This window comes from Agrobacterium sp. B1(2019) (assembly GCF_008274755.1).
In the GTDB taxonomy this organism is placed as follows: Bacteria; Pseudomonadota; Alphaproteobacteria; order Rhizobiales; family Rhizobiaceae; genus Agrobacterium; species Agrobacterium salinitolerans.
Map to the genome: position 1 here is coordinate 575231 of NZ_VTPB01000003.1, position 13148 is coordinate 588378.

12 protein-coding genes are annotated in these 13148 nt (G+C 61.2%); 1 reads left to right on the forward strand and 11 read right to left on the reverse strand.

The genetic code is table 11. The features are described 5' to 3' along the window. Positions 1-25: 25 nt before the first annotated feature. The 6 genes from purU to AGR1_RS22965 all read right to left on the reverse strand — a co-directional run bounded on the left by purU (position 26) and on the right by AGR1_RS22965 (position 7513). Complete coding sequence (gene purU, locus AGR1_RS22940; RefSeq protein WP_149148336.1) at positions 26-910, reverse strand: formyltetrahydrofolate deformylase; 885 nt, start codon at positions 908-910, stop codon at positions 26-28. Positions 911-1031: 121 nt separating this feature from the next. Then, positions 1032-2300 carry a serine hydroxymethyltransferase gene (gene glyA / locus AGR1_RS22945; protein ID WP_149148337.1) on the reverse strand — a complete coding sequence of 423 codons (1269 nt, stop codon included), beginning with the start codon at positions 2298-2300 and terminating at the stop codon, positions 1032-1034. A gap of 15 nt (positions 2301-2315) precedes the next feature. Further along, positions 2316-2870 carry a sarcosine oxidase subunit gamma gene (locus AGR1_RS22950; protein ID WP_173991459.1) on the reverse strand — a complete coding sequence of 185 codons (555 nt, stop codon included), beginning with the start codon at positions 2868-2870 and terminating at the stop codon, positions 2316-2318. A gap of 13 nt (positions 2871-2883) precedes the next feature. After that, a complete protein-coding gene (locus AGR1_RS22955; RefSeq protein WP_149148339.1) occupies positions 2884-5874 on the reverse strand; it encodes a sarcosine oxidase subunit alpha in 2991 nt (996 codons plus the stop codon). Next, positions 5871-6191, reverse strand: coding sequence for a sarcosine oxidase subunit delta (locus AGR1_RS22960; RefSeq protein ID WP_149148340.1), 321 nt, complete (start codon positions 6189-6191; stop codon positions 5871-5873). Before AGR1_RS22960 ends, AGR1_RS22955 begins: the two co-directional genes overlap by 4 nt. Positions 6192-6259: 68 nt before the next feature. Further along, the gene (locus AGR1_RS22965) at positions 6260-7513 is read right to left on the reverse strand and encodes a sarcosine oxidase subunit beta family protein (protein WP_149148341.1); all 1254 of its coding nucleotides are present in this window, start codon (positions 7511-7513) and stop codon (positions 6260-6262) included. A gap of 86 nt (positions 7514-7599) precedes the next feature. Between AGR1_RS22965 and AGR1_RS22970 the strand changes: the two genes are divergently transcribed. Beyond that, positions 7600-8646, forward strand: a complete 1047-nt coding sequence (locus AGR1_RS22970; protein ID WP_165691217.1) for a GlxA family transcriptional regulator — start codon at positions 7600-7602, stop codon at positions 8644-8646. A gap of 16 nt (positions 8647-8662) precedes the next feature. Here the strand turns inward: AGR1_RS22970 and AGR1_RS22975 are convergent, their stop codons facing one another. Genes AGR1_RS22975 through AGR1_RS22995 form a run of 5 tightly spaced genes read right to left on the reverse strand, consistent with a single transcriptional unit; the run spans position 8663 to position 13098 of the window. Next, positions 8663-8995, reverse strand: a complete 333-nt coding sequence (locus AGR1_RS22975; protein WP_077983198.1) for a cytochrome C oxidase subunit IV family protein — start codon at positions 8993-8995, stop codon at positions 8663-8665. A 14-nt stretch (positions 8996-9009) separates the two neighbouring features. Next, positions 9010-9735: a heme-copper oxidase subunit III family protein gene (locus AGR1_RS22980; RefSeq protein WP_149148342.1), complete on the reverse strand. Its 726-nt coding sequence runs from the start codon at positions 9733-9735 to the stop codon at positions 9010-9012. A gap of 12 nt (positions 9736-9747) precedes the next feature. Then, a complete protein-coding gene (locus AGR1_RS22985) occupies positions 9748-10452 on the reverse strand; it encodes a cytochrome c oxidase subunit 3 (protein WP_149148343.1) in 705 nt (234 codons plus the stop codon). Next, positions 10449-12227, reverse strand: coding sequence for a cytochrome c oxidase subunit I (locus AGR1_RS22990; protein ID WP_149148344.1), 1779 nt, complete (start codon positions 12225-12227; stop codon positions 10449-10451). The genes AGR1_RS22985 and AGR1_RS22990 overlap by 4 nt, the downstream gene beginning before the upstream one ends. Positions 12228-12282: 55 nt before the next feature. After that, a complete protein-coding gene (locus AGR1_RS22995) occupies positions 12283-13098 on the reverse strand; it encodes a cytochrome c oxidase subunit II (RefSeq protein ID WP_149148345.1) in 816 nt (271 codons plus the stop codon). Positions 13099-13148: the final 50 nt, after the last annotated feature.

The following is a 13148-nucleotide window of genomic DNA, read 5'->3' on the forward strand; positions in this document are numbered from 1 at the left end:
AATTGCATGGGCTGGGGCTCTGCGCTCAGCCCATGCGCTCGGACACATGTTCTCCGGGGGACGCGGGAAAGACGACAGTTCGGTTTCCGTTCAGAAAGACCCGGTGATGAATATGGGCGTGGATGGCCCGCGCAAGAACTTGGCTTTCCACATCCCGGCCAAGACTGACATAATCCATCGCGCTCTGGGCATGGGTCACGCGGATCGTATCCTGCTCGATGATCGGCCCTTCATCGAGATCGGCAGTGACGTAGTGGGCGGTCGCGCCGATCAGCCTCACGCCGCGCTCATAGGCCTGCTTGTAAGGGTTGGCACCCTTGAAAGACGGCAGGAAGGAATGGTGGATATTGATGATACGGCCGGACATTTCCTGACACAGCCGGTCCGACAGGATCTGCATGTAACGCGCCAGCACCACAAGCTCCGCTCCGGTATCCCGCACCACCTGCAAGATCGCGGCTTCCGCCTCGGGCTTCGTTTCCGGCGTGACACGAATGTGGTGAAAGGGAATATCCTCGTTCACCACCTGCTTCTGGTAATCCAGATGATTGGAAATCACCGCGACGATCTCGACCGGCAGCGCACCGATGCGGGAGCGATAGAGCAGATCGTTGAGGCAATGGCCGAAACGCGAGACCATGATCACGACTTTCGTCTTTCGGGAGAGGTCGTGAATGTCATAATCCATATCGAAATCGGCCGCGATGGGACCGAAGCCGTCGAGCAGCCCATCGCGTCCCGATCCCTGTTCGGAAACGAAACTCAACCGCATGAAGAAGCGGTCCGTCTCCTGGTCGGTGAATTGCGAACTGTCATTGATGTTGCAGCCGGACCGGGCGAGGTAACCGGATACGGCGGCGACGATGCCACGGCGCGCCGGGCACGAGACTGTCATGATATAGGTTGTCAAATTCTGCTCCCTGGGTCTTTGCCGCACGGACGGATCGCCTGCGCTTTCTCGCCGATCGCCGATGAACCGCCGGCCATGGTCAGGACGGCGATTGAGACTTGCCGAAGCCCGGCGAGGCGGCTTACGAACCGTAGATCGGAAAGGCCTCGCAAAGTGCAGCAACCTCTGCCCGCACCTCGGCCTCGATTGCGGCGTCACCCTCGGCATTTTTGGACAGGGCATCGATGACACGCAGGATCAGCGCACCGATCTGTTCGAATTCGGCGACACCAAAGCCGCGTGTGGTGCCGGCGGAGCTGCCGAGCCGGATACCGGAGGTGACGAAGGGCTTCTCCGGATCGTTGGGAATGGCGTTCTTGTTGCAGGTGAGACCCGCCCGCTCCAGCGCGATTTCGGCAGCCTTTCCGGTGACGCCCTTCGGGCGCAGATCGACCAGCACCATATGGCTGTCGGTTCCGCCAGAGACGATCCCCAGCCCACCATCGGTCAGGACCTTCGCCAGCGCCTGTGCGTTGGCGACGACCTGGCCGGCGTAATCGGAAAATTCCGGGCGCAGTGCCTCGCCGAAAGCCACAGCCTTGGCGGCGATGACATGCATCAGCGGGCCACCCTGATTGCCGGGGAAGACCGCCGAATTCAGCTTCTTGGCGAGATCGGCATCGTTGGTGAGGATCACGCCGCCGCGTGGGCCGCGCAACGTCTTGTGGGTGGTGGAGGTGACGACATGGGCGTGCGGCACGGGGTTCGGATATTTGCCGCCGGCGATCAGACCGGCATAATGGGCCATATCGACCATAAGGTAGGCGCCGACTTCGTCGGCTATTTTGCGGAAGCCGGCAAAATCGATCTGGCGTGGATAGGCAGATGCGCCCGCCACGATCAGCTTCGGCCTCGTTTCCAACGCTCGCGCGCGCACCTTCTCCATGTCGATCAGATGCGTCTCGGCATCGACCTCATAAGAAACGACATCGAACCACTTGCCAGACATCGTCACCGGCGAACCGTGGGTCAGATGACCGCCATGGGCGAGCGACATGCCCATGATCCGGTCGCCCGGCTGCAGCAACGCCAGGAACACCGCCTGATTGGCCTGCGCGCCGGAATGCGGCTGCACATTGGCGAATTCCGCGCCGAAGAGTTGCTTCAACCGGTCGATGGCGACCTGTTCGACCTTGTCGACGAATTCGCAGCCGCCGTAATAACGCTTGCCGGGGTAACCCTCGGCGTATTTGTTGGTCAACACCGAGCCTTGCGCCGCCAGAACATCGGCGGAGACGATGTTTTCCGAAGCGATCAGCTCGATCTGCGTCTTCTGGCGATCGAGTTCCTCGGCGATGGCGTCGGCGATCACCGTGTCCGAAACGGTATTATGTGACAGTCGGTTGAGCATTTTTTCTCCTCCAGATCAGGCGATGTCCGCCGCAAGTTCCTTGCAGCCTGTTTCAAGCAGATGGCCAAGATGCGATACGAAACTGTTCCAGATATCCATACGGAAACGGTTTTCCGCATCGCGCCAGAGCACCACGCTGACGCCGTCAAAAATCGTCCGGCGTCCCTCGCCCACCGCAATGGTGTCGATGTCGCGGGCGCAGCCCAGCGTCAGCAACTCGGCGGCCTGCGCACCTTCGATCAGCAGCGTCACTTCCCGTCCGGAAATATCGACGAGACTATGCGGATGGCTGGCGTAAACGCCTGCGCAGGCGGCAATCAGCCCGTCAACCGCACTGACAGGTGCAAGCACGGTCCATTCGTCGGGGCCAAGGCGCAGGACCTCAATGTCGCCCGAAGCGGCGCGGAGGCCGATCCGGTCGGGCAAGGTCAGGCCAAGGGCGGCGTTGAGCGGGGCGAGATCGCCGCGCGCGCGCAGCGACAGCCGCGCCTGCGCGGCCAGAACGCTGACCCGGGCAGCTTTGCTCTCGGCCAGCGTGCCGGGAACAGGGGAGGAAACGCGCATATTCATTGTCATCTCCAGGTCAAATCTTCAGGCGGGTATTTTCGGGATCGACGAAGACCATCCCGGTGATTTTTGCGGCAATGGTGCGGTCCAGCATCGGAATGTAGACGGTCTCACCCATCCGATCATGGCCGCCCTCAACCAGCGCCAGCGCAATCGGCTGGCCAACCGCATCCGAGTGATAGGAGGAGGTGACGTGACCCACCATTTTCATCGGTATCGGCTGTTTCGCATCGAAGACGATCTGCGCGCCCTCTTCCAGCTTGGAGCGGTCTTCGGTGAGAAGGCCGACGAGGTGGCGGCGGTCCTTGGCGACGAGATCGGGGCGGGCAAGGCCGCGCTTGCCGACGAAATCGGGCTTTGATTTGCCGACCGCCCATCCCATCGCGGCGTCATAGGGCGTCACCGTGCCGTCGGTGTCCTGGCCGACGATGATGTAACCCTTTTCAGCGCGCAGCACATGCATGGTCTCGGTGCCATAAGGCGTGATGCCATATTGCCGACCGGCCTCCCACAGGATTTCCCACAGCTTGCGGCCAAGCGGCGCCGGCACGTTGACCTCAAAGCCGATCTCGCCGGTGAAGCTGACGCGGAACAGCCGCGCCGGCATGCCGGCCACGGTGCATTCCACGCAGGACATATGCGGGAAAGCGTCTTCCGTCAGTTCGACACCTTCCACCAGCGGCGCAAGCAGCTTGGCCGCGTTCGGACCGTTCAGCGCAATGGTGGACCATTGTTCGGTGGTCGAAGTCAGCCAGACATTAAGATCGGGCCATTCGGTCTGGAGGTAGTCCTCCATCATGTTCAGCACCCGGGCGGCACCGCCCGTGGTGGTCGTGACGTGGAAACGGTCCTCGGTCATGCGGCCGATGACGCCGTCATCACGGATAAAGCCGTCATCGCCGAGCAGCAGGCCATAACGGCAGCGGCCGGCGGCAAGCTTCGTCCAGGGATTGGTATACATGCGGTTCATGAACTCGACCGCGTCAGGACCGACCACTTCGATCTTGCCGAGCGTCGAGGCGTCGAAAATGCCCACACTCTGGCGCACCGCCCGGCATTCGCGGCCGACGGCCGCGTCCATGTCTTCACCCGGCTTCGGGAAATACCAGGCACGACGCCATTGCCCGACCGGTTCATAGACCGCGCCATGCTCCTCAGCCCAGCCGTCGATCTGCGTCTTGCGCGTCACTTCGAAATGCGCGCCGCGGTGATAACCCGCAAAGGCCCCGAAGGTCGTCGGCGTATAGGGTGGGCGGAAGGTGGTCAGTCCCACCTGCGGCTGCGGTTTGCCGAGTGCTTCCGCCGCGATGTTCAGGCCGTTGATGTTGGACATCTTGCCCTGATCGGTGGCCATGCCATTGGTGGTGTAGCGCTTGACATGCTCGATGGAGCGCATGCCCTCGCGCACGGCAAGCCGCAAATCCTTGGCCGTCACGTCATTCTGGTAATCGACGAAGGCCTTGGCCTTGCCGGCGTCGCGGTCGCTCGGCAGTTCGGTGTGGGAAACGCCGCTGCCGGTACGATCATGATCCACCGCATGGCTGGAAACGTTAGCGGTCTTGCCAAGCGCTGCGACGACGTCGCGGCCCCTTTCTGCGCCGTCCTTCAGCGCGGCCTCGATGCCCCACAGGCCGCGCCCGGCGCCGGCGATCACGCAGTCCTCGTTCGTCATGGCGGGCACGAAGGTCGTCCGCTCGTCATCCCAGGCAAGCTTGCCCTGCGTGTGAGAGAAGAGATGCAGCGACGGCGTCCAGCCGCCCGACATCAGCACCGCGTCGCAGGCGATCTCCTGTCCCGCACGAACCGTGGAACCGTTCACCGGATTGACGCGGACCGACTTGACGCGCAGCCGCCCCGACGTCGCCGTGACCGTATGCGACAGCTTGACGGGAATGCCGAGCGCACGCGCCTCGTTCACCAGCTCCTCGCGCACCTTGGCGCGGGTATCGACAATCGCCTGGACGCGCGCGCCGGCGCCGTGAAGATCGAAAGCCGCATACCAGGCGCTGTCATGGCTCGTCACGACCACCGGCCGGTTGCCGACCTTGACGCCATAGCGGTTGAGATAGGTCTGGGCAGCACCCGCCAGCATCACGCCCGGCCGGTCGTTGCCGTGGAAAACCAGCGGCTTTTCCAGCGCGCCCTGCGCCAGCACCACCTGACGCGCCCGAACGCGCCACAGGCGCTCGCGCGGCGTATCCTTCGGCACGGTTTCGAGATGGTCGGTCAGCTTTTCGCAAAGGCCGATCATGTTCTGGTGGTAATAGGCAATCGCCGTCGTGCGCGTCATGACCTTGACGCCCCGATCCTTCAGGGCCGTCAATTCATCCGCAAGCCAGGTCCACGCTGGCTTGCCGTCGATCTTCGCCTGGGGTTCGGACAAAAGCGTGCCGCCGGCTTCGGCATTTTCATCGACCAGCACGACCTTGAGACCATCGACCGCCGCCGCACGCGCCGCTGCAAGACCGGCAGGACCGGCGCCGACAATCAACACATCGCAATGCAGGTTGCGCGAGGCGTAGGTATCGGGATCTTCTTCCGTCGGCGAAACGCCGAGACCGGCCGCTGCACGGATGAAGGGCTCATAGACCTTGTCCCAGAAGCTCTTCGGCCACATGAAGGTCTTGTAGTAGAAGCCCGCCGAAAACAGCATATAGGCCATGTCATTGACCGCGCCGATATCGAATTTCAGGCTCGGAAATTTGTTCTGCGAGGTGGTTTCGAGCCCGTTCCAGATCTCCTGCACCGTGGCGCGGGTATTCGGCTCGAACCGACCGGCGCTACGGCGGGTGCCGATCAGCGCATTGGGTTCCTCGGAACCCGCCGCCACCGGGCCGCGCGGGCGGTGGTATTTGAACGAGCGGCCCATCAGATGCACGCCATTGGCGAGAAGCGCGGAAGCGACGGTGTCGCCCTTGACGCCGCGATAGGTCTTGCCGTCGAAGGTGAAGCTCACGGAACGGGCAGCATCCACCCGGCCACGGCCGGAAACGCGATAGGAGTTCATTTCGACACCTCTGAGCTTGCTGGTGCGCGTGTCAGCGTAGACAGTTCAGGGCGCGGCTCACCCGCGCGATAGGTCGTGAGAAACCGGTCGCTCACCGTGTCGCGCACGGCGTTGAAGAAGCGACCGCAGCCGTGCAGGTGCCGCCAGCGCTCGAAATGCGGACCTTTGACGTTTTCGCGGATGAACAGGAATTCCTCCCATTGTTCATCGCTTTGCGACGACGGGTCGGCCGGGCGGACGATATGGGCCTGGCCGGCATAGGTGAATTCGGCTTCGGGCAGCGTTTCGTTGCAATAGGGACAGCGGATCAAAAGCATGGTTCAAATCCTCGGAGCATTTCCAGTAAAAGTGCGAAGCGGTTTTACGTCCGGAAAATGCGTGGAAATTAATGCGCCACGGCGGCGGCGGCGGCCTCGTCGATCAGGCGGCCGGAGCGGAAGCGTTCCAGCGTGAACGGCGCGTTGATCGGGTGCGGTTCGTTTTTGGCGATGGTCCAGGCGAACGTGTGGGCGGCGCCCGGCGTTGCTTTGAAGCCACCGGTTCCCCAGCCGCAATTGACGTAGAGCCCGTCGACCGGCGTCTTGCCGAGAATGGCCGAGCGATCCGGCGTCACATCGACAATGCCGCCCCATTTGCGCAGCATCCGCATGCGGTTGAAGATCGGGAAGATTTCGACGATGGCCGCGATCGTATGTTCGATCAGCGGCAGGCCGCCGCGCTGCGAATAGGAGGTATACTGGTCCGTGCCCGAGCCGATGACCAGCTCGCCCTTGTCGGACTGGCTGATATAGGCGTGGACGGCGTTCGACATGACCACGCAGGGGAAAATCGGCTTGATCGGCTCCGACACCAGCGCCTGCAATGGATAGCTTTCAAGCGGCAGACGCACGCCGGCCGTGTCCATGACGACCGAGGTGTGACCGGCGGCCGAGACCGCAACCTTCTTCGCCTTGATGAAGCCCCTCGCCGTCTCGACGCCCGCGACGGAGCCATCGGCGTTACGGCGAATGGCGGTGACCGGACAGTTCTGGATGATATCGACACCACGGGCTGCGGCGCCGCGCGCATAACCCCAGGCGACCGCATCGTGTCGCGCCGTGCCGGCCCGTTCCTGAAGCGCGCCGCCCATGACGGGGTAACGCGCATTCGGCGCAATGCTGAGCGGCGGGCAATAATCCTTGCACTCTTCCGGGCTGAGCCAGCGATTGTCGACGCCGTTCAAACGGTTGGAATGGATGTGGCGCTTGAAGCTCTGCACATCGTGCACATTATGCGCCAGCATCAACACGCCGCGCCTTGAATACATGACGTTGTAGTTCAATTCCTGGCTCAGGTTCTCCCACAGATCGACGGCGTGATCGTAAAGACGGGCGCTCTCGTCATAGAGATAGTTCGAGCGGATGATCGTGGTGTTGCGGCCGGTATTGCCGCCGCCGAGCCAGCCCTTGTCGATGACGGCGACATTGGTGATGCCGTGCTGGCTGGCCAGATAATAGGCAGCGCCCAGACCATGGCCGCCGGCACCGACGATGACCACGTCATATTCGGCTTTCGGCTGACTGTCGGGCCATTGCTCGTCCCAGTCCTTGTGGCCGGTCAGAGCATTCCGCAAAAGATTGAAGGCATTAAAACGCGTCATGAGCGGGACCCGATGGTTGGAAAATCTCGTGTCGCAAAAGCTAGGAGCATTTGCCGCGCCCCGGCTGGACAATCGCGTCTGTTTGCATGAATATTTGCGTCATGACCTCACACCGCGCCAGAAAACGCCTCAGCGTCGCCTTCCTGCTTGCCGACCGCTTCACGCTGTCGGCCTTCGCGAATTTCGTCGATGTGCTGCGCCTTGCGGCCGATGAGGCGGACCGTTCACGGCCTATCCTGTGCGAATGGTCGGTGCTCTCGGCAAGTTTGAGCAGCGTGCAGTCGAGCTGCGGCGTGAAGGTGCAGCCGGACACGCGGCTGATGGACGCTGCGCATTACGACTATATCGTCGTTGTCGGCGGTTTGATCAGCGATCACAGCGCCCTGCCGCATGAAGCGCTGCGCTTCCTGAAAGAGCGGGCAGCGGCCGGCGTTCCCATCGTCGGGCTCTGCACCGGCGTTTTCATCCTGCATGAGGCCGGCCTGCTCGATGGCTATCGCTGCTGCGTGAGCTGGTTCCACCGCCAGGACTTTCTCGACCGTTTCGATACCGTCCAGATGATTTCCGACCAGATCTTCGTCATCGACCGCGACCGGCTGACCTGTTCCGGCGGCCATGGAGCAGCGCATCTGGCGGCGTTCCTTGTCGAGCGCCATGTCGGCCAGTCCGCCGCCATCAAGAGCCTCAACATCATGATGATCGACAGTGCGCTGAGCGGCGAAAAACCTCAACCCGGCCAGCAGAGCGCGCGCAAGGCCAACGATCCCCTCATCAAAAAAGCGATCCTGCGGATGCAGCAGAATATCGAGGTTCCGAGAACCGTGCAGGAACTGGCGAGTGATCTCGGCCTTGGCCGCCGCAGCCTCGAACGGCGTTTCCTCACCGACCTGGGCGCAACGCCTTCAAAGGTCTATCTCGAACTGCGGCTTGATCGCGCTTTGTCGCTCCTGCGCACGACGCGTGACAGCATCACCCAGATTGCGCTCGCCACCGGTTTTTGCGATGCGCCGCACCTTTCCCGCACGCTCAGAGCCGAGCGCGGTTTCACCCCCAGCGAATACCGCAAGACTCAGGTCGGCCACGTCGCGACCGACGAGGAATTCGCCGTCGGCGTGCTGCTTCCACAATCCTGAAAATCTTGCGTCGGTTCTAGGAACCCGCCCCCATGAAGGTCAGCCGGGTAAGAGCCGTATAGCTGGATTCCGAGGCCATCAGGGCTGCAAAGACGAGCACGAGAACCGGCGGTAACAGGATTGCGTAGATCAGGACCAGCCGTTCCCAGGCCATGTGCATGAAAATCGCCATGATCAACCCCGCCTTCAGGATCATGAACAGGATGATGAGAGACCATCTCGGATAGCTCTGGATACCGAGATAATCGATCATATAGGAGAAGGCGCTGAGAACGAAAAGCAGCCCCCAGACCACCATGTAAAGTCTTATCGGATGCTGCTGTCCCTGTTGTGACTGTTGCTGCGCCATGATGCCATCCTCACTCACCACAGATAAAAGAATGCGAAGATAAAGACCCACACCAGATCCACGAAGTGCCAATAAAGCCCCGTTATCTCGACGATCTCGTATTGCCCCTTGCGGCTGGTGAAGAACCCCCGCCTTTCCTCATCGAAATCTCCCCGCCACACCTTGCGCGCGACGATGAGAAGAAACAGGACGCCGATGGAAACATGGGTGCCATGAAAGCCCGTGATCATGAAGAAAACCGAACCGAACTGCGCTGCACCCCACGGGTTTCCCCAGGGACGAACACCCTCAGCGATCAGCTTGCTCCATTCGAATGCCTGCATTCCCACGAATGTCGCGCCAAGCGCTGCCGTCGCCACCATCAGCGCGGCGGTTTTGCGACGGTCGCGGCGATATGCGAAGTTGACGGCCATGGCCATCGTGCCGCTGCTGCTGATAAGAACAAAGGTCATGATGGCAATCAGGATCAGCGGAATGTGCCTGCCGGCAATCGTGAGCGCGAAAACCTCGCTCGGATTGGGCCAGGCCGCGGTGGCCGACATGCGCGCCGCCATATAGGCCAGCAGGAAACAGCCGAAAATGAAGATATCGCTCAGAATGAATATCCACATCATTGCCTTGCCCCAGGAGACGTTCATGAACGCCCGCTGGTCCGATGACAGATCGGCGGCGACGCCGCGCAGTCCAGCCGGCCGCAGATGCGGATCACTAATCGGTCTTTCCTCCCTGGATGCGGCCATGATCGACACTCCTCAGGTGACCAATTGACGGCAGAGATCGGCAAAACTATTCGCCCAGCCGGCGAAAAGCGCAAAAAGGATGAGCCAGACGACCAGCATGAAATGCCAGTAGATCGCGCACAGCTCCACACTCAGGCGCATTCTTGCCGACAAGGGCTCTCTCCGGGCACGGATTGCGGTGCGCCCAAGTACGAGGAGCCCGCCCAATATATGCAGGCCATGCAGGCCGGTAATCATGTAGAAGAAGCTGTTCGATGGGTTATCCGCCAGAACATAGCCTGCGGAGATAAGTTGCCTCCACGCCAGGAATTGACCGGCCACAAAGAAAACAGCCGTCGCAAAGGCTGTCACAAGAGCCGCATTCAGCCTGTCGCGATGATCCGGACGGGTTTCGGTTTTCGCCCATTGCAGCGCCAGACTGCTGGCGGCGAGCGCCGCGGTGTTCACCCATAACAGTCCGGGGAGCGGAATACCCCACCAGTCGGCGCCGCCCATGCGGCCGAGATAGGCGCTGATGAGCAAGGTGAACAATGCACCGACCACCGCCAGAAATATCCCAAGTCCGAGTTTCGCAATTGTCACCGACGATCCCTGCATCTGCGGCGCATCGCCTGCCAGACCAACTTCCAGCCAGGGCTTCGAGGCCAGCCGCTGCCGCGCCATCCACCAGCCGATGATGCCGGCGATACCGGCCATGAAGACAAGGATGGCGCTCATGACAAGGCCCTCTCGGACGACCCCGCCGAAGCCGGCTGGTTTTGCGGCAGGAAGTCCTCAGCCGCGCCGGGCACGCTGTAATCATACGGCCAGCGATAAACGACCGGCAGTTCCTTGCCCCAGTTGCCATGAACCGGCGGCGTCTGCGGCGTCTGCCATTCCAGTGTCGTGGCCCGCCACGGATTGCCGACGGCCTTCTTGCCCCACCGCAGGCTCCACTCGAGATTGAACACGAACAGCAATTGCGCCGCACCGACAATGAGCGCGGCCACGGTGATGAATATGTTCAACGTGTGCGCCGAATCTGGAATGAAGGCGGTTTCGCCCAGCTCGTAATAGCGGCGCGGCACGCCCATCAGCCCGAGATAATGCATCGGGAAGAAGATGGCATAGGCACCAAGGAAGGTGATCCAGAAATGGACGTGCCCCATCGCCTCGTTCAGCATCCGGCCCGTGACTTTCGGATACCAGTGGTGAATCGCACCGAAGATCACCATGATCGGCGCGACCCCCATCACCATATGGAAATGGGCGACCACGAACATCGTATCCGAAAGCGGCACATCGACGACGACATTGCCAAGGAATAGGCCGGTCAATCCGCCATTGATGAAGGTGACGATGAAGGCGAGCGCAAATAGCATCGGCAGGGTGAGATGAATATCGCCGCGCCAGAGCGTCAGCACCCAATTATAGACCTTGATCGCCGTCGGCACCGCGATGATCAGCGTCGTGGTTGCAAAAAAGAACCCGAAATTCGGGTTCATGCCACTGACATACATGTGATGCGCCCAGACGACAAAGCTCAGCGCCGCGATGATGACGATCGCCCAGACCATCATCCGGTAGCCGAAGATATTCTTGCGCGCATGGGTGCTGATCAGATCTGAGACGATGCCGAAGGCGGGAAGTGCGACGATATAGACTTCCGGATGGCCGAAGAACCAGAACAGGTGCTGGAACAGGATGGGACTGCCGCCCTCCTGCTTCAATTGTTCGCCCATCTCCACGATGGCCGGCATGAAGAAGCTCGTGCCGAGCAGCCGGTCGAACAACATCATGACGGCGGCGACGAAGAGCGCCGGGAAAGCGAGTAGCGCCATGGCGGTCGCCGTGAATATGCCCCATATCGTCAGTGGCATGCGCATCAGCGTCATGCCGCGCGTGCGTCCCTGCAACACGGTGACGACGTAATTCAGCCCGCCCAAAGTAAAGCCGATGATGAACAGGATCAACGATGACAGCATCAGGATGATGCCCCAGTCGCGCCCGCCCGGCGTTCCAGAAAGAAGCGCCTGCGGCGGATAAAGCGTCCAGCCGGCGCCCGTCGGCCCGCCGGGTGCGAAGAAACCGGCCACCAGCACAAGGACGGCGGAGAGGTAGAGCCAGTAGCTCAGCATATTGGCATAAGGAAACACCATATCGCGCGCGCCGAGCATCAGCGGGATCAGATAGTTGCCGAAACCGCCAAGAAACAGCGCGGTGAGCAGGTAAATCACCATGATCATGCCATGCATGGTGATGAACTGATAATAATGTTCCGCGTCGATGAAGGAGAAATAGCCGGGAAAACCGAGTTGCAGGCGCATCAGCCAGGAAAGCACCAGCGCCAGCATGCCGATTGCGATGGCTGTCAGGAAATATTGAATGGCGATGATCTTGGCGTCCTGGCTGAAAACATATTTCGTCCACCAGCTTTTCGGGTGATAAAGCTCGACGTCCTCGACTTCAGCGGGCTGAATGACCTGCCCGGCGCCAGATCCAATCTCGACCATGTTCCATCCTCCCTGTTCCCCCGATGCGGTCTTCCCCTCTCAATATGCACGACGCTCATCTGGCCGCCGACGTTTCCGCCGAGGCCAGCAATTTCGAGAAAGTCGGCTGCTGCTCCAGCCAGGCTTGATAATCGGTGTCGGTATCAACGACGACGGTGCCGCGCATCTGCGGATGGCCCACACCGCACAGTTCCGCGCAGAGAACCTCGAATGTCCCCGTCCGGGTCGGCGTGAACCAGTAATAGGTGACCGAACCGGGGATCATGTCCATCTTTGCCCGGAACTCCGGCACGTAAAAATCATGCACGACATCGACCGCGCGCAGCAGCATTTTCACCGGCCTGCCGGCGGGCAGATGCAACTCGCCGCCTTCAACGATGACATCGTCCATTCCGGCGGGATCGTTCCTGTTCAGGCCGAGCGGATTGTTGGGTCCAATAGCGCGCGTATCCGCCCGCCCGAGCCGTCCGTCCGCTCCCGGCAGCCGGAAACTCCATTGCCATTGCTGACCGACGACCTCCACCTCGCTCGCACCGTCAGGGACGGTTACGAACTGGTTCCATACGAAGAGGCCCGGCAAAAGCATCGCCGCCACCCCAACCCCGGTCCCGCCCGCCAGCCACCATTCCAGGCGCTTGTTTTCAGGCTCATATGCCGGCCGATTTCCGGCGCGGTGCCTGAAGCGGAACACGCAATAGGCGACGAACAGCACGATGGCGGAGAAAACGAAGCCGGTGATCCAGAAAGTGATGATGATCGTATTGTCGATATAGCTCCAGTTCGACGCTATCGGCGTCCACCACCACGGGCTCAGCAGGTGGAACACGATCGATCCCACTACCAGCAGAACGAGAACCACAACGACAGCCATCGTCTCCTCCCGTGACCCGGCCACGACTGCTTCCAAAACCCATCGCAAAA

What these genes read in the sequence shown, in the direction of transcription:
- glyA (WP_149148337.1), bottom strand. Translation starts at nt 2,300, where the DNA reads ATGCTCAACCGACTGTCACATAATACCGTTTCGGACACGGTGATCGCC.
- AGR1_RS22965 (WP_149148341.1), bottom strand. Translation starts at nt 7,513, where the DNA reads ATGACGCGTTTTAATGCCTTCAATCTTTTGCGGAATGCTCTGACCGGC.
- AGR1_RS22980 (WP_149148342.1), bottom strand. Translation starts at nt 9,735, where the DNA reads ATGGCCGCATCCAGGGAGGAAAGACCGATTAGTGATCCGCATCTGCGG.
- AGR1_RS22995 (WP_149148345.1), bottom strand. Translation starts at nt 13,098, where the DNA reads ATGGCTGTCGTTGTGGTTCTCGTTCTGCTGGTAGTGGGATCGATCGTG.
- AGR1_RS22990 (WP_149148344.1), bottom strand. Translation starts at nt 12,227, where the DNA reads ATGGTCGAGATTGGATCTGGCGCCGGGCAGGTCATTCAGCCCGCTGAA.
- AGR1_RS22950 (WP_173991459.1), bottom strand. Translation starts at nt 2,870, where the DNA reads ATGAATATGCGCGTTTCCTCCCCTGTTCCCGGCACGCTGGCCGAGAGC.
- AGR1_RS22985 (WP_149148343.1), bottom strand. Translation starts at nt 10,452, where the DNA reads ATGAGCGCCATCCTTGTCTTCATGGCCGGTATCGCCGGCATCATCGGC.
- AGR1_RS22970 (WP_165691217.1), top strand. Translation starts at nt 7,600, where the DNA reads ATGAATATTTGCGTCATGACCTCACACCGCGCCAGAAAACGCCTCAGC.
- AGR1_RS22975 (WP_077983198.1), bottom strand. Translation starts at nt 8,995, where the DNA reads ATGGCGCAGCAACAGTCACAACAGGGACAGCAGCATCCGATAAGACTT.
- AGR1_RS22955 (WP_149148339.1), bottom strand. Translation starts at nt 5,874, where the DNA reads ATGAACTCCTATCGCGTTTCCGGCCGTGGCCGGGTGGATGCTGCCCGT.
- AGR1_RS22960 (WP_149148340.1), bottom strand. Translation starts at nt 6,191, where the DNA reads ATGCTTTTGATCCGCTGTCCCTATTGCAACGAAACGCTGCCCGAAGCC.